The sequence below is a fragment of the Agrobacterium sp. 22-214-1 genome (assembly GCF_053522465.1).
In genome coordinates this window covers 1,319,266-1,334,919 of record NZ_JBNWCK010000001.1, presented here as the reverse complement: position 1 = coordinate 1,334,919, position 15,654 = coordinate 1,319,266, and the positions used below count along the sequence as shown (strand labels likewise).

Genomic DNA, 15,654 nt, shown 5'->3' with positions numbered 1-15,654 from the left:
GTTCCAGAATGTTCGGGCAATTCCGGCAGACCTCCAGCCGCCGGAATTGCTTTCGAACGGAAAAGTTTTCCCCGCAGGGTGATTTGCCAATAGCCCTGCCTTTGCCCGGTGTCAGGCCCCTCGGCCGCGCCGGGCTTTTTTAATGGCGGCGCAATTTTAGCGGCACTGCCTCAATACTGATATTCTTCGAACACCGGCAGCACGGAGCCGCCCCAGCGACCGTTGTAAAGCGCAAGCAGGTCTTCGGCGAGCGTGGTCTTCTTGGCAAGAACTTCATCCAGCGACGACAGGAACACGGTTTCGTCCTGACCTTCGCCGTTCAGGCGCTTGCGGTTTTTGAGGCCGGTGCGGGAAATATCGAGCACCTCGCGGGCGAGACCGAGAAGCGGCTTGCCGGCGATCTCGGCGGAAAGACCCTTGGCCGGAACGGCATTGCGAAGGGCGATGACCTCATCGAAGCTCCAGCCGGCGGTCAGCGCATCGGCAGCGGTCAGCGCCTCGTCATCGTAGAGAATGCCGACCCAGAAAGCGGGAAGGGCGCAGATGCGTCTCCACGGGCCGCCATCCGCACCGCGCATTTCCAAGAAGCGCTTCAGGCGCACATCCGGGAACAGGGTGGAAAGATGGTTTGTCCAGTCGCCCATGGTCGGCTGCCAGTCGGCGATTTCGCCCTTCAGCGCACCGTTCATGAACTGGCGGAAAGTGACGTGGGTGCAATCATGATATTTGCCGTCGCGCACGATGAAATACATCGGCACGTCGAGCGCCCATTCCACATAGTCCTTGAAGCCGAAGTCATCGCTGAAGGTGAAGGGCAGCACGCCAGAGCGGCGGTTGTCGGTGTCGCGCCAGATATCGCCGCGCCAGGAAAGAAGACCGTTCGGCTTGCCTTCGGTGAAGGGCGAGGAGGCGAAGAGCGCTGTCGCCAGCGATTGCAGCTTCATGGAAACGCGCATCTTCCGGCGCATGTCCGCTTCGGAGGAGAAATCGAGGTTAACCTGAATGGTGCAGGTGCGGTACATCATGTCGAGACCCTTGGTCCCGACCTTCGGCATATAGCGCGTCATGATCGCATAACGCGATTTCGGCATGCGCGGCGTTTCGTCGTAGCTCCACAGCGGGCTGCCGCCGATGCCGAGGAAACGGATGCCCATCGGCTCGGCCACTTCGCGCAGCGTCGCCAGATGCTGGTTGGATTCCTTGCAGGTCTGGTGCAGGTTTTCGAGTGGCGCGCCCGACAGCTCGAACTGGCCGCCCGGCTCGATGGAGATGGCGCCCATGCCGTGCTGCTCGCCAAGGCCGATGATGTTTCCACCGTCCATGATCGGCTCCCAGCCGAGCTTTTCCTGCATGCCCTTCAAAAGTGCTGAAATGCTGGCTTCGCCGAAATAGGGAACGGGACTGTTATCCTCGCGGAAAAACGCGAATTTTTCATGTTCGGTGCCGATGCGGAAGTCGGCTTCAGCTTTGCAACCGCCCGCCAGATAATCTGTAAGCTCCGTGACGGAGGAGAGGGGGGTCTGGTCGGTCGTGTCGCGTGCCATGGCTTACCTTGTTATGACGTCTCTGTTGCGGCGAGGCATATGATTGGCAGATAGGGCCGGATCGTATCCGGAGGCAAATGAATTTCTTTTAAAGATGCATGAAGCGCAATGGGGCCATTCAATTCCAGTCGCCGATCGCCGCCTGAATGACCGCGAGCGCGGCGACGGCGGCCGTATCGGCCCTCAGGATACGCGGCCCGAGCGGAATGGGGGTAACGAAGGCAAGGCCGCGCAGAAGCTCCCTTTCTTCCTCGGAAAATCCACCTTCCGGGCCGACCAGCAGGGCAAGTTTACGCTCCGTGACGGCTTGCAGGATCGGCAGCGGATTTTGCCCCGCATCGCCTTCGTCGCAATAGATGATGCGCCGGTCGTAGGGCCAGCTCTCGAGCATGTCCTTCAGTTTCACCGGCTCGGCCACCTCGGGCAGGGACAGTATGCCGCACTGCTCGGCGGCTTCGATGGCGTTGGCGCGCAGTTTTTCGGTATTGTGGATCTTGCCCTGAACATGCTGCGTCATCACCGGCTGCAACAGGCCGGCGCCCATCTCCACCGCCTTCTGCACCAGATAATCCATGCGCCCGACTTTCAGCGGCGCGAAAAGATAATGCAGGTCCGGGGCGCTCGGCTGGGGCCGTGTCTGCTCGATTGGGACGAGCACGATCTTCTTGCGGCTCGGAAAGGCAAGTTTCGCTTTCCATTCGCCGTCGCGACCGTTGAACAGCAGGATTTCCGCACCGTCGGTCATGCGCAGCACATTGGCGAGATAATTGAACTGCTCGGCTGTTGCCTCCTGCGCGACGCCTTCGGCAAGGCTGGCTTCGATATACAGGCGTTGCATCCGGAAATTGGCGCGCATGGGATTCTGTTTCAGGTTCAGAGAAAGAGGGAGGACATGAGCCAGTAGAGCAGCGCCGCAAGCGCTGCACTGGAAGGAACGGTGACCAGCCAGGCGGCGATGATCGTCATGAAGTGGGAGCGGCGGACGAGATAACGGCGGCGTATCTCGGAAGGATTGTCGGCATATCTTTCGGACCGGCGGGGCCTGCCGTCACCAGCCTGAACAAGCTCCTGCCGCCGCCGCGACGATTGTGTGTACCATTCGCGGAAGAAACCGACGCCGAACACCGCGCCGATTGCCGTGTGGGTGGTGCTGACCGGCAGGCCGAAGCGTGAGGCAACGAGCACGGTGAGCGCTGTGGCCACGGAAACGCAGAAGGCGCGCATCGGATTGAGCTTGGTGATCTGCTCGCCGACGAGGCGGATGAGGCGCGGGCCATAAAGAAGAATACCGCAGGAAAGCCCGAAGGCGCCAACCAGCATCACCCACATCGGTGCGCGGGCGGAAGTGCTCACCGCCTCGTCATGCAGGGCCCGCACGATGGCAACGACTGGCCCGATGGCGTTCGAAACGTCGTTCGCCCCATGGGCGAAAGACATCAGGCCGGCGGCGAGAACCAGTGGCCACTGGAACAGAATTCGAAGCGACTGGTTGCGGTTTTCCAATCCTTCCGACTGCTTGCGGATGATCGGCACGCAGAGCCGCCAGACCACGAGCCCGGTCACCAGCCCTGTGAGGCTGGCATGGCCAAGCGACACATGCATGAGCTGCCGCAATCCGACCCAGATGAGATAGGCCGTGAAGACGCCCGCCATCAAACCGATGAGAACCGGAACCCACAGCCGGGCGGAGGTGAGCTTGTCCTCGCGGTAAATGATGAATTCCTTGATGAAAGCAAGGATGGCGACGGCGATGATGGCGCTGATGAAGGGCGCCAGAACCCATGCGAAGGCAATGCTGCCGAGCGAAAGCCAGTCGACCGCCTTCGCCCCATAGGCGGCCATTCCCGCGCCCGCAACTCCGCCCACCACCGTATGGGTGGTGGAAATCGGCGCCCTCGTCCAGGTCGAGATATTGACGAGAAGGCCGGCGGCGAGAAGCGCCGACAGCATCGCCCATGAAAAGGCAGTCCTGTCGGGAATGGTCTCGATGTTGATGATGCCGCTGGAAATGGTCTCGACCACATTGCCGCCGGTGATCAGCGCGCCGGCAATCTCGCAGATGGCGGCGACGATGAGGGCGGCGGCAAGCGGCATGGCCTTTGCCCCAACCGCCGGGCCGACATTGTTCGTAACGTCGTTCGCGCCGATATTGATCGCCATATAGGCACCGATGGCGACGGCGGCGATGATGATGACCGAACCCGCGGTGCCGGTGACGAAGACCCCGGCGAAGATGGCCGCCAGGACAACGAACATGAACCCCGCGCCAAGGCCGGCAAGCTGCTGCGTGACATGCAGCGTCGCCTCTTCGACACGGGTAATCTTGTCGAGATCCTTGTCGAGCGTCGGTTTCATATTCGATGGCGGCTTGATTGCCATTCAGACCTCGTTTGCCAGCATTCCCTTTCGTCCGGCAGTGTCGCAGGTTGAAGGCAATTTTACAGAAAGACTGTTACATCTCGCACATCTTTCCAAAAGGAAAGACGATAAAAGCCATGTTGGAAAAACAAACTGCACATTGCCACGTTCGGGGCGGGCGCGCTATTTCGAATGCGTCATCCGTTTGTCGAAAGCGAGCATCAGCGCTTTCAATTCCGGCTCGTTGACGCGTTTTCCAGCTTCCTGGGGACTGACCCATTCCAGCCGTCTGGATTGCTTTTCGGGAAAGCTTTCCTGCATCTCCGAAACTTCGAGCAGATGCACCTGAACCCTGCACGGTACGTTGACGCCGCTGTTCAGCTTTTTCTCGTATTCGTAGTAACCGAAGGGCGCCTTTTCCACCGTGCCTTTGACGCCGGCTTCCTCATAGGCTTCCTGCTCGGCCACCGCATGGGCCTTCTTGTTGGCCATGGGCCAGCCCTTGGGAATGACCCAGCGCCCCGTATCCCGGCTGGTCAGCAGCAACACTTCCGGCTCCGGATTTTTCTTGGACAATCGATAGCACAGCGCCGCATATTGCTGTCGCGGCGGTCTGCGCAACATCAAGCCAACATCTGTCGCCAATCGATTCAAAATCTTCAATCCGGATTGATCCTTTTTTGCCGGGTAGTGATAATTGCTAATATAGATGTGCCGTAAGTTCCGCCAATCCCCTTTCACCCATAACCCACTACTGTCTTCACGCTGATGAAGCCTGCAGGGAAGATGGGCATGGTAGATATGCGAACAAAGCTGCGACCGGGTGGTTCCCCGGCCGGACAGCCGATGCGGTAATACCCTCTCCGCCCGCCTTCAAGCATACGGATTGCAAAGCCGCTATGAATTGTAGCCGGGGCTGTTTTTAGTCCGGGGTTAATCCCCAGTGCCGGAGGCCTTCGACCACACCGTCCGCCTCCTTCGCAGCCGAGTGAAAGAAGCGCGTATCATGATATGTCAGCGAGACGAGCTCCGGCAGGGCATTGCCCACGATCACGCCGCGAATATTCTTTAGCTCAAACATCGCCCTATCATTGCCAGTATCGCCTGCAACCACTGATTCGTCGAGGCCGATCTGTAGTTGTCCACATAGCCATGTCAGCGCGGCACCCTTATCGGCGGCTTTCGGCAAGACGTCGAGGTCGCGGTCGCTGGAATAGACGACACGGGCATCGATATCGGCCGCCACAAGCGCGGCCTCAATCTCTTCGAGCGCGGCGTCGTCGGCGTCATGCAGGAACCAGCTCGATTTCAAGCCGTGCTGGTAACGCTCTTCCTGCATCGTCACACCGGGAATTCCGGCCATGACCTCGGCAATCTTCTGGGGGTCGAAACCGGTGCCGAGGGACTGTGTATAGGCGTTTGCCAGCTCGCCTCGCTCTTTCGCGTGCAGCATGGTGCCGACCCCGCCAATGATGTAGTCGGGCTGCGGCAGCGGCACCTCTTCGAGAAGCGCAAGCTGGTCGTCGATCAGCCTGCCGCTGTTGAAAACCAGAAGGGGACGTTGACCCTCCGGCAACGAATGCCAGAAATCGCGGAACCGGCGCGTGGCGTCGTTATCGCCGACGACGGTTCCGTCGAGATCGGTGGAAAAAAGGCGAAGCGGTCTCAATCGCCGTCGTTCCATGGTTCGGCCCAATCGGCTTCTTCCAGAACCGGCATCATGGTCCTGCCTTCCACAAGGGCGAGAAGCTGCTGGGCAATGCCGGTCCATGTGAACAGGCTGCGCGCCTTGTGCGCCCCCATGCGGGAAAGCCGCCCGTAAAGTCGCTCATGCTTGAACGGCTTCATCATGGTAATGCCAAGGTCTTCCTTGTCGAAAGGATCGGCAAACAGCGCATGGCGGCCATAACTGACGGCCCGGAACAACCCGCCATGAATGGTGACGACGGTTGGCGTGCCGCTCGCCATCGCCTCGATAGCGGTCATGCCGAAGGGCTCGTAACGGCTGGAAAGCACGAAAAGATCGGCGGCGCGATAGATGTCCGGCAGGTCTTCATCCGCGACATAACCGGAAAACGCCACCCTGTCTTCGAGACCGAGCGCTTTCACCCGCTCCTTCAACTGGTTGAGGATCGTGGTTTCCTGCTCGTCCATATTCTCGCCCCCGACGGCCAGATGCAGCCGGGCTTCCGGTTCGCGCTCGGAAAGCACGGAGAAACCGTCGATCAGCAGGTCATAACCCTTGTTGGTCGCAAGGCGTCCGAGCGCCAGCACCGTCTTGCCCTCGAAACCGAAACGCTGCCGGATCATCTGCCGCGTTGCATCGGAAACCGGGAAGAAACGGTTGTCGTCATAACCCGGCGGGATCATGTGGATATGCTTGCGCTTCAGACCGTAATCCTCGATCAGAACGTCGAGCTGCACCGGCGTTGTGGCGATCACCATATCGCAACTGCGGTAGATGATCAGCTCGTGCTGGATACGTTCCCTGAAGTTGAATTCCAGTTCGAACGTATCGGCCTTTTCCGGATAGTCGGTTTCCATCTGGCGCTTTTTCCAGATGCCGAGCGAATGCGGCGTGTGCAGATGCGGGATTTTCAGTGCTTCAGACAGCCGCTGCCCGGCGACGCCCGCATCCCAATAATGGCTGTTGATGAAAGAATAATTCAGGTCGTTTTTCTTGATGAAACGCAGCGCGTTTTCGCACCATTCCATCAGGTGTCGGTGCAGATATTCCTTGGGAATGAAATCACGTCCGCCGCAGGGAATGCGCACCACACGGACGCGCTCGTCAACCTCGTCGAATTCCGGCTGGTCTTCGAAGCGGCGGGTATAAAGATCGACGGTATAACCGAGTTGGCCGAGTTTGCGTGCAAGCTCAAGCACATAAACCACCTGCCCTCCGGTATCGGCCGCGCCCAGTGGCGGGTGCGCGGCGACATAGCCATGCGTCGATATGAGAGCTATCCGCGGATAACGTTCAGTTTCGCTCGTGGTCGTCATGGGTCCCATCTTGGTAAATTTTTCCAATTAACCCGATAAAAAGACCAAAGAGCACAAAAGGTTCCATCAAAATCTGAATAAAAGAGATGCCGCATTTCGCCGGATGGCGTTTTCAGGGCGCGCGCTGTTGCTGCCTCAGGCGCGAAATCCGGTCCCATTCGCGCGCCTGATGCGCCTTGGATGTCGTCTCCACGATGAAGTCGATATGGGCCTCCGCCGCCACCCTTGCCGCGGCCGGATCGCCGGCGGCAATCGCATCGTGGATGGCGATATGTTGCCTCAGCACCTCGTCGTGGGCGCCGGCGACGGTGAAGATGAGATGGCGATTATAGAAGATGTCGTCGCTCAGAAGCCGGTAGCAGGAGCGTAACGTGTGCATCAGCACGATATTATGCGCCGCTTCGCCAATGGCGTTGTGAAATTCCACATCGCCCGCAAGCTCCTCTTCGAAATGGCCCGCCTCATGCGCTTCCCGCATTCTGTCCACGATGGCGGCGAGGTTGCGCCTGTCCGGTTCCGTCGCCCGCTGTGCGGCAAGTTCGGCGGTCATGCCTTCGATATAGCGGCGATATTCGAGGAAATCCCGTGTCGCCCGGCTGTGGCGGGTGATCAGCGCGCTCAAGGGATCGGAAAAGACCGGGCCGACAATATCGGCGACATAGGTGCCGCCGCCATGCCGGCTGGTAAGAAGGCCACGGGTCTCAAGCTCCTTCAGCGCTTCCCGCAGGATCGGCCGCGAGACATCGAGGCGTTGCGCCAGTTCGCGCTCGCCGGGCAGCCTGTCGCCATCGCGCAATATGCCGTCGAGGATCAGTTCCTCGAAACGTAAGATCACCTCCTGCGATGTGCGGCTGTGCTCGATGCGCGCAAAAAGCGTTTCGTCCATCGCAGAAGTCTCCGGCGAAATCCCGCCCCGTATTTCGATGGGGGGCAAATTATCAGCGAAGCATCGCACTGGTCAAATATTCTATCCAGTTCCGCGCCTCATCCGTGCCATGCCTGCGGCAACACGGCATCTGCCTTTTCGAATTGGCTTTTGTTAAAGCAGCAGCAGGACAGGGTGACGATGGCGGATTTTTCCGCCAGGTGGATCAAAACAATGACAGCGGCTTCGATTGCGGTGTTTTCATCGCGATCAATGTTCTAATAGAACCAGCGCAACAGGCGGGGACGATATTGCAATGGCCAAGGGTAGATTTGCTTTCGCAAGCGCGCCGGAAAGATCGCTGGCGCTCGGGGAGGTTCATGCGCGGCCGACGGTGCTTCTCGCACCCTCGCGCATCATCGTCCAGCTCGCCTTCATGATGGATGGCGGTTCCGCCGTGCATCACTCGGTCATCGCGGAAATGTCGCGCAGCCGCGGTGTTGCGCCGCCGGAGCGCGATGCCCGCCACCATGCCATGCCCTGGGGGCAGGGCACCTTGCGCTGGGAGCGGCATACCGAATTTTCGACCTGGTTCTGGGATGGCCCCGCGCCGGAAAAATTCGGCGGCGAGATTGCCGGCGATCCCTTCGGCGACGGCTTTTCGCCGCCCGGCTCGCTGATCTCGGGCGTGCGGCTGGAAATCCGCCCGGAAAATGGCGCGGCGTCTCAGGCCGAGACGATCTTCGAACCGACCAGCCTCTGTCACAGCGACGTGCGCGACGGCCAGGCGGCGATCCTCACCGATTTCCGGCAGGATCGCGACGGGCTTACACAGATTTTGATGATCGACCGGGGCTTGAGCGATTACAGCCGCGGCGCGCTGGTGCAGCGGCTGTTGGATATCGAGACCTATCGCACCCTTGCCATGCTCGGCCTGCCGATGGCGCAGACGCTCTCGCCGGAAATCCGCCGTATCGAAGATGGCCTGACGGGTATCACGCAGCGCATGAAAAACGGGGCGCGCGACGAGGCGGACGCGCTGCTGGCGGAAATGACCCGGCTTGCGGCCGAACTGGAAGCCAATGCCGCGCTCAGTCTCTATCGTTTCGGCGCCAGCCGCGCCTATGACGGCATCGTGCGCGAACGCATCCGGGCGCTTGCGGAAACCCCGGTGCAGGGCCACGAGACCATGGGCAGCTTTCTGGAACGGCGCATGGCGCCCGCCATGCGCACCTGTCAGTCGGTGGAGGAGCGGCAGGCCAACCTGTCGCGCAAGCTCTATCGCGCCACCGCGCTCGTCCGAAGCTGGATCGACGTGGAACTGGAACGGCAGAATACGGTGCTGCTCAACACCATGAACAAGCGCGCCGCCATGCAGCTTCGCCTGCAGCAGACGGTCGAAGGCCTCTCGGTCGCCGCCATTTCCTATTATGTTGTGGGCCTCATCGGTTATCTCACCAAGGCGATCAGCCATGATGTGCTGCCACTCGACCCTGCCGTCGTCACGGGCATCTCCGTTCCTTTCGCGGTTCTCGGCGTCTGGTGGGTGGTGCGCCGCATCCGCCGCTCCCATGCCGAGGGCGGGCACTGAGGGCCAAGTTTCCCTCATCCCTATGACAAAGCACAGGGATGAGGATAGGTGGTGCCGACGCGACGCGACGCCTGCCTCAACCCTGCTCCCAATAGGGTGAAGGCCCATAGAGCCCGGCCAGATAATCGATGAACAGTCGAACCTTCGCAGGCAGGAACTGCCGGCTCGGATAAACCGCCGAGAGCGTGACGTTTCGCGATCCCTCATAACCCGGCAGAACCTGCACCAGCTTGCCGCTGCGCAATTCATGGCCGATATCCCAGGTGGAGCGCAGCGCAATGCCGAGCCCTGATATCACCGCCTCGCGGATCACCTCGCTGGAATTGGTGATGAGCATCCCCTCCGGGCGAATGCTCATCGCGCCGCCCGGTCCCTCCAGTCGCCAGACATCGTTATTATGGGCCGGCAGGCAGCGGTGCTTTTTCAGATCCTCGATTGTCGCGGGCATACCATGGGTAGCAACGTATTCCGCCGAAGCGCAGAGTACGCGGCGCACTGGTGCCAGCCTGCGGGCCACAAGGCTGGAGGAATTGAGATCGGCGATACGGATGGCCAGATCGTAACCACCCTCGATGATGTCGATGAATTCGTCGCTCAGCACCAGATTGACCGAAAGATCAGGATGCCGCTCCATGAAACCCTTCAGATGCGGCGCGATATGCATGCGCCCGAAGGAGGTCGGCGCGGAAACCTTAAGCGTGCCGTTGACCGTATTGGCGCGGCCGGACACGAAATCCTCGGCCTCCTCCAGCCCTTCCAGCACGGCAAGCACCCGCTCGTAAAAGCCCTGTCCCGCTTCGGTCAGCGAGATTTGCCGTGTGGTGCGCTGGAAAAGCCGCGCGCCGAGCTTTTCTTCCAGCCGCTTGATGCGCTTGGAAATGACGGCGGGCGAATAACCAAGCTCCCTTGCGGCCAGCGACATGCTGCCGGAGGCGGCAACGCTTGCGAAGACTTCCAGATCGCCCAGATTCGTCATAGTTGCCCTCGATTGTTTCCAGAAAGGAAAAAATCCATAACATTTGATTGCGTCGTTTCAAAGTGGTAAAGAAAGAATACCAGTTGGTGGAATGGCATGGAGGAGGGGCGGTGACACAGCCGATCAAGTTTCTGGAGCCGCGCGAGAAAGTCGTCGCAGGCCGCGACCGCATCATAGCGGACCTCAAGGATATTCTGCCGGCGGACTGTCTTGTGCACGAACCGCGCGAACTCGTGCCTTTCGAAACCGACGCCTTCGTCTCCTATCGCCGCCTGCCGCTGGCCGTGGCGTTGCCGAAAACGACGGAAGAAGTGGCGGCGGTGATGAAATATTGTCACCGTTACGGCATTCCGGTCGTGCCGCGCGGGGCTGGCACCTCGCTCTCCGGCGGCGCGATTCCGCAGGAAGATGCGGTGGTGATCGGCCTTTCGAAGATGGCCTCGATCCTCGAACTGGATTTTTATAACCGTACGGCGCGGGTGCAGGCGGGCGTCACCAATCTTTCCATTTCCGATGCGGCCGGCGCGGAAGGTTTCTTTTATGCGCCGGACCCCAGCTCGCAGCTTGCCTGCACCATCGGCGGCAATATCGGTATGAATTCCGGCGGCGCGCATTGCCTGAAATACGGCGTCACCACCAATAATCTGCTCGGCGTGAAAATGGTGCTGGTGGATGGCACAGTGTTGGAACTGGGCGGCAAGCACCTCGATGCTGCCGGCTACGATCTGCTCGCCCTCGTTTGCGGTTCGGAAGGCCAGCTCGGTATCGTGACAGAAGCGACGGTGCGGCTGATCGCCAGGCCGGAAGGCGCGCGACCGGTGCTGTTCGGCTTCGAGACATCGGAGGAAGCCGGCTCCTGCGTGGCCGATATTATCGGCGCGGGCATCATCCCGGTCGCCATCGAATTCATGGACAAGCCGGCCATCGAAATTTGCGAGGCTTTCGCCAAAGCGGGCTATCCGCTGGATGTCGGCGCGCTGCTGATCGTCGAGGTCGAAGGCTCCGAGGCGGAAATGGACGCCATGCTGGCCGACATCGTGGCGATTGCCCGAAAACATGGCGTGAAGACGGTGAAGGAATGCCAGTCGGCCATGGAGGCGGCGGCAATCTGGAAAGGCCGCAAATCCGCTTTCGGCGCGACGGGGCGCATCGCGGATTATATCTGCATGGATGGCACGGTGCCGCTCTCCCAGCTTTCCTACGTGTTGAAAAAGACGAGCGAAATCACCGATCGCCTCGGCCTGCGCGTCGCCAATGTCTTCCATGCCGGCGATGGCAACATGCACCCGCTCATCCTGTTCAACGCCAACGATCCGGAGGATGCGGCCCGCGCGGAAGAGGCAGGCAATGAAATATTGAAGCTCTGCGTCGATGCCGGCGGCTGTTTGACCGGCGAACATGGTGTGGGCATCGAAAAGCGCGACCTGATGCGCCACCAGTATGGCGAGGCCGATCTTGCCCAGCAGATGGCGGTGCGGGCGGCTTTCGATGAGGGCTGGCTGATGAACCCTTCCAAGGTGTTTCCGCTGGAGGGGAGGGGATGATGGGTGTGAATTTCGTGACGATGGTGGGTGTGGTTTACCCCCCTCTGCCCTGCCGGGCATCTCCCCCTCAAGGGGGGAGATTGGCGAGACGCACTTGCGTCGCTCCATCTCGACCGAAGAAAAACGCGGGACCTTGCCGCGAGTCGATCTCCCCCCTTGAGGGGGAGATGCCCGGCAGGGCAGAGGGGGGTATCCCTCGCGCAAACGTTGCTGTCCGATGCCCGGAGCCCACCACCCCATGCTGACCCCCTACGCAGAAACCCAGGTCGCCGACATCGTCCGCGACCACGCCGCCCGAAAAGCCGCGCTGAAAATCATTGGCGGCAACACCCGCTCCGGTTTCGGCAATGCTGTCGCAGCAGATGAAGCACTCTCTTCCCGCGCCATGAGCGGCATCGTCTCCTACCTGCCCGCCGAAATGGTCATGACCGTCAAGGCCGGAACCCCGCTCGCAACCGTCGAAGCGGCTCTCGCTGAAAACCGCCAGATGATGGCCTTCGAGCCTATGGATCACCGCCCGATCATGGGCACCGACGGAGAACCGACCATTGGCGGCGTCTTCGCCGCCAATGTTTCCGGCCCGCGCCGTTATGTGGCCGGTGCGGCCCGTGACAGCCTGCTGGGTATCCGTTTCGTCAATGGCAGCGGGGATGTTATCAGGGCAGGCGGCCGGGTGATGAAGAATGTCACCGGGCTCGATCTGTCGAAGTTCCTGGCCGGGTCTTTCGGCACGCTCGGTTTCCTCACCGAAGTCACCTTCCGCGTGCTGCCAAAACCGCCGGCGGAAAAAACCGTGGTCGTTTCCGGTCTCGACGATGAAGCGGCGACGCGCATCATGGCGGCGGCGATGGCGATGAGCGTCGAGGTTTCCGGCGCGGCGCATCTGCCGGAAAGCGTTCGTTCCCGTTTCATCGATGGCGGATTGCCGGACGGCCCGGCGACCATCCTGCGGCTGGAAGGGCTTTCCGCCTCGGTGGAGGCGCGCACGGCCAAACTCCTTTCCGTCATGGACCGGGTCGGGCCGTGGGCGCTGCTGGAGGGTGAGGAGAGCAGGCTTTTGTGGCGTCAGGTGCGCGATGTCGCGCCCTATTCCGGACAGGTAGCGAAGCCCTTGTGGAAAGTATCGGTCGCGCCTTCGGTTGGTCATCAGCTTGTCGCGGCGCTGCGCATGGAAGCGGGCATCGACGCCTTTTACGACTGGCAGGGCGGCCTCGTCTGGATGCAGATGGAGGCGGATCCCGAGGCGGATTTGCTGCGCGGCGCGATCCGGGCACTCGGCGGCGGCCATGCAACTTTGGTGAGGGCAAGCGATGCGCTGCGCGCCACGGTCGCTGCCTTCGAACCGCGCCCGGCGGCGGAAGCGCTGCTTTCTGCGCGTATCAGGGAGAAGCTCGATCCGGCGGGCATCTTCAATCCCGGCAAGATGGCCGTAACGATGGAAGGGGCCGTCTGAACCATGCAAACATCCTTCACGCCCGAACAGCTGGCTGATCCGCATGTGGCGGAATCCGAAAAAATCCTGCGCAAATGTGTGCATTGCGGCTTCTGCACCGCCACCTGTCCCACCTATGTCACGCTCGGCAACGAGCTGGATAGCCCGCGCGGCCGCATCTACCTCATCAAGGATATGCTGGAAAACAGCCGCCCAGCCGACCGCGAGGTCGTCACCCATATCGACCGCTGTCTTTCCTGCCTTGCCTGCACCACCACCTGTCCCTCCGGCGTGGATTACATGCATCTGGTCGATCATGCCCGCGCCCATATCGAACAGACATACAAGCGCCCCTTCATGGATCGGCTGATCCGCAATCTTCTGGTTGCCGTCCTGCCCCATCCGGCCCGGTTCCGGCTGGCCCTGCATCTGGCCCGGCTGGCGCGGCCTTTCTCCGGCCTGCTTGCCAAAGTTCCGGCGCTGAAGCCGCTGCAATCCATGCTCGCTCTTGCGCCCGCCGCCGTGCCTTCCGCCTCCGCTTCCGCCCGTCCGGGTGAACGGCCGGCCGAAGGCGAAAAACGCGGGCGTGTCGCCATTCTCACCGGCTGCGCCCAGCCGGTGCTTGATCCCGGTATCAACGAGGCGACGTTGCGCCTGCTGGCGCGGCTCGGCATCGAGGTCGTGGTGCCGAAGGGGGAGGGCTGCTGCGGTTCGCTGGTGCATCATATGGGTCGGGAGGAAGAGGCGCTCGCCTCGGCAAGGCGCAATGTCGATGTCTGGACGCGCGAGATGGAAAGCGGCGGTCTCGACGCCATCATCATCACCGCTTCCGGCTGCGGCACCACCATCAAGGACTATGGCCACATGCTGCGGCTCGATCCGGCCTATGCCGAAAAAGCCGCGCGGGTCTCGGCGCTCGCAAAGGACATCACCGAATATCTCGCCACCCTCGATCTGCCGCAAGGGCAAAATCAGGGTCTCACGGTCGCCTATCATTCTGCCTGCTCCATGCAGCATGGCCAGAAGATCACGCTTGCGCCGAAACAACTCCTGAAGGCGGCGGGTTTTACCGTGCGCGATCCGGCGGAAGGGCATCTCTGCTGCGGCTCGGCCGGAACCTACAACATCCTGCAGCCGGAGATTTCCGCCAAACTCAAGGCGCGCAAGGTGAAGAATATCGAGGCCACCCGGGCGGATGTCATCGCCACCGGCAATATCGGCTGCATCACGCAGATCGGAACCGGCACGGATATGCCTATCGTGCACACGGTGGAGCTGCTGGACTGGGCCTATGGCGGGCCGAAACCGGCGAGGCTTTCGGTTTAGAGCGTGGTGCGCTCATAGGGCAGTGATCCTGCGCGCCATGACGTGTGCCGCAAAGATTGGATCGTGAGGGTTTTCTTTGTTCTCTCCTCATCCCTGTGCTTGTCACAGGGATCCAGCCAGCCCAAGTCCTTGGGCTGAAGGGACTCTCCCCGCCGCGCAGACGCGCGTCGGCTGGATTCCTGTGACAAGCACAGGAATGAGGGAAGAGAGCTAGAACTTATACGCCACGCCGAAATTCACCGCATTGGTGATGATATCGGTCTTCAACGAGCCGCCATTGTCGATATCGACATCGACGAAGGAATAGGTGCCCTTATATTCCACGAAGGTCGACCAGTTGTCGGTGATGCGGTAGCTGAGGCCGGCCTGCGCCTGCAGGGTTGCGCCGCCGAACTGGTATTCGAAGGTCCTGCCTGACGGGCGATATACTTCTACATGCGGCACGTTGATGCCGACGCCGGCGCCGACGTAAGGGGTGATCGGCAGCGATTCCAGCGGAAAACGGTAGAGCGCGTTGAGCGTCAGAAGGTTCAGGCCGTCGGTGAATTCGAAATGCGACCAGCCGGAGCGGGCAAGCGTCTGGTCGTCGGCATAGACCTTGTCATGGGTAAAATCGAGCGAGATGCCGAAATTCCGCAGCTGGCCCTCATCGAACCAATAGGTGCCGCGCACGCCCCAGTAAGGCGGGTTGGAAAACGACTTGCCTTCCCATCCGGCCCGGAAATCCGGCCCGTCGGAAACCTTCACGTCGCTATGCGGCGCGCTTTGCCAGCCGCCATAACCGGAAATTTCAAATTCGCCCGCGATTGCGGCAGAGAAGGAAACGCCGCTGAACAGCAGGGCGCAAACAAATAAACTATGGCGCGGCATGAAGTGAATCCAGATTGATATCAGTAATTCACCAAACCGTTTTTTGATAACATTTGAATGACAGAAACGAAAAACGGGCGGTCAGTTGACCACCCGCTTTAAGGCCGTTCCATCATCCCCCTGAGAGAGGTCCGGCTCCTGGCGT

The 15,654-nt window shown here is 60.7% G+C and carries 13 protein-coding genes; 4 read left to right on the top strand and 9 right to left on the bottom strand.

The genetic code is table 11. The features are described 5' to 3' along the window. Nucleotides 1-170: 170 nt before the first annotated feature. The 7 genes from ACQZ5G_RS06765 to ACQZ5G_RS06735 form a co-directional block, all read right to left on the bottom strand. Entirely contained in the window at nt 171-1,544 is a 1,374-nt protein-coding gene (locus ACQZ5G_RS06765; RefSeq protein WP_448737349.1) for a glutamate--cysteine ligase, read from the bottom strand. Between the two features lie 118 nt (nt 1,545-1,662). Beyond that, entirely contained in the window at nt 1,663-2,400 is a 738-nt protein-coding gene (locus tag ACQZ5G_RS06760; protein WP_448737350.1) for a 16S rRNA (uracil(1498)-N(3))-methyltransferase, read from the bottom strand. 17 nt (nt 2,401-2,417) lie between these two features. Continuing rightward, complete coding sequence (locus tag ACQZ5G_RS06755; protein WP_448737351.1) at nt 2,418-3,923, bottom strand: inorganic phosphate transporter; 1,506 nt, start codon at nt 3,921-3,923, stop codon at nt 2,418-2,420. Between the two features lie 162 nt (nt 3,924-4,085). Next, nucleotides 4,086-4,526, bottom strand: coding sequence for an NUDIX hydrolase (locus ACQZ5G_RS06750; RefSeq protein ID WP_004432806.1), 441 nt, complete (start codon nt 4,524-4,526; stop codon nt 4,086-4,088). A gap of 298 nt (nt 4,527-4,824) precedes the next feature. Further along, complete coding sequence (locus ACQZ5G_RS06745) at nt 4,825-5,571, bottom strand: HAD family hydrolase (RefSeq protein ID WP_448737352.1); 747 nt, start codon at nt 5,569-5,571, stop codon at nt 4,825-4,827. Then, nucleotides 5,568-6,914 carry a glycosyltransferase family 4 protein gene (locus ACQZ5G_RS06740; RefSeq protein WP_170985767.1) on the bottom strand — a complete coding sequence of 449 codons (1,347 nt, stop codon included), beginning with the start codon at nt 6,912-6,914 and terminating at the stop codon, nt 5,568-5,570. Before ACQZ5G_RS06740 ends, ACQZ5G_RS06745 begins: the two co-directional genes overlap by 4 nt. A gap of 103 nt (nt 6,915-7,017) precedes the next feature. Further along, nucleotides 7,018-7,791 (bottom strand): FadR/GntR family transcriptional regulator, encoded by a 774-nt coding sequence (locus ACQZ5G_RS06735; RefSeq protein ID WP_448737353.1) that lies wholly within the window; start codon nt 7,789-7,791, stop codon nt 7,018-7,020. A gap of 295 nt (nt 7,792-8,086) precedes the next feature. Between ACQZ5G_RS06735 and ACQZ5G_RS06730 the strand changes: the two genes are divergently transcribed. Next, a complete protein-coding gene (locus tag ACQZ5G_RS06730; RefSeq protein WP_448737354.1) occupies nt 8,087-9,361 on the top strand; it encodes a DUF3422 family protein in 1,275 nt (424 codons plus the stop codon). A gap of 76 nt (nt 9,362-9,437) precedes the next feature. Here the strand turns inward: ACQZ5G_RS06730 and ACQZ5G_RS06725 are convergent, their stop codons facing one another. After that, nucleotides 9,438-10,337 (bottom strand): LysR family transcriptional regulator, encoded by a 900-nt coding sequence (locus ACQZ5G_RS06725; protein ID WP_142778752.1) that lies wholly within the window; start codon nt 10,335-10,337, stop codon nt 9,438-9,440. 110 nt (nt 10,338-10,447) lie between these two features. Here ACQZ5G_RS06725 and ACQZ5G_RS06720 point away from each other — a divergent pair, with 110 nt between their 5' ends. The 3 genes from ACQZ5G_RS06720 to glcF all read left to right on the top strand — a co-directional run bounded on the left by ACQZ5G_RS06720 (nt 10,448) and on the right by glcF (nt 14,639). Continuing rightward, nucleotides 10,448-11,881, top strand: a complete 1,434-nt coding sequence (locus ACQZ5G_RS06720) for an FAD-binding oxidoreductase (protein ID WP_448737355.1) — start codon at nt 10,448-10,450, stop codon at nt 11,879-11,881. 238 nt (nt 11,882-12,119) lie between these two features. Beyond that, entirely contained in the window at nt 12,120-13,334 is a 1,215-nt protein-coding gene (locus ACQZ5G_RS06715) for an FAD-binding protein (RefSeq protein ID WP_448737356.1), read from the top strand. 3 nt (nt 13,335-13,337) lie between these two features. Continuing rightward, nucleotides 13,338-14,639, top strand: coding sequence for a glycolate oxidase subunit GlcF (glcF, locus tag ACQZ5G_RS06710; RefSeq protein ID WP_448737357.1), 1,302 nt, complete (start codon nt 13,338-13,340; stop codon nt 14,637-14,639). Between the two features lie 210 nt (nt 14,640-14,849). Here glcF and ACQZ5G_RS06705 read toward each other — a convergent pair whose 3' ends face one another. Next, nucleotides 14,850-15,509 (bottom strand): outer membrane protein, encoded by a 660-nt coding sequence (locus ACQZ5G_RS06705; RefSeq protein ID WP_448737358.1) that lies wholly within the window; start codon nt 15,507-15,509, stop codon nt 14,850-14,852. Nucleotides 15,510-15,654: the final 145 nt, after the last annotated feature.

What these genes read in the sequence shown, in the direction of transcription:
- ACQZ5G_RS06755 (WP_448737351.1), bottom strand. Translation starts at nt 3,923, where the DNA reads ATGGCAATCAAGCCGCCATCGAATATGAAACCGACGCTCGACAAGGAT.
- ACQZ5G_RS06765 (WP_448737349.1), bottom strand. Translation starts at nt 1,544, where the DNA reads ATGGCACGCGACACGACCGACCAGACCCCCCTCTCCTCCGTCACGGAG.
- ACQZ5G_RS06725 (WP_142778752.1), bottom strand. Translation starts at nt 10,337, where the DNA reads ATGACGAATCTGGGCGATCTGGAAGTCTTCGCAAGCGTTGCCGCCTCC.
- glcF (WP_448737357.1), top strand. Translation starts at nt 13,338, where the DNA reads ATGCAAACATCCTTCACGCCCGAACAGCTGGCTGATCCGCATGTGGCG.
- ACQZ5G_RS06730 (WP_448737354.1), top strand. Translation starts at nt 8,087, where the DNA reads ATGGCCAAGGGTAGATTTGCTTTCGCAAGCGCGCCGGAAAGATCGCTG.
- ACQZ5G_RS06705 (WP_448737358.1), bottom strand. Translation starts at nt 15,509, where the DNA reads ATGCCGCGCCATAGTTTATTTGTTTGCGCCCTGCTGTTCAGCGGCGTT.
- ACQZ5G_RS06740 (WP_170985767.1), bottom strand. Translation starts at nt 6,914, where the DNA reads ATGGGACCCATGACGACCACGAGCGAAACTGAACGTTATCCGCGGATA.
- ACQZ5G_RS06715 (WP_448737356.1), top strand. Translation starts at nt 12,120, where the DNA reads ATGCTGACCCCCTACGCAGAAACCCAGGTCGCCGACATCGTCCGCGAC.
- ACQZ5G_RS06750 (WP_004432806.1), bottom strand. Translation starts at nt 4,526, where the DNA reads ATGTTGCGCAGACCGCCGCGACAGCAATATGCGGCGCTGTGCTATCGA.
- ACQZ5G_RS06735 (WP_448737353.1), bottom strand. Translation starts at nt 7,791, where the DNA reads ATGGACGAAACGCTTTTTGCGCGCATCGAGCACAGCCGCACATCGCAG.
- ACQZ5G_RS06760 (WP_448737350.1), bottom strand. Translation starts at nt 2,400, where the DNA reads ATGCGCGCCAATTTCCGGATGCAACGCCTGTATATCGAAGCCAGCCTT.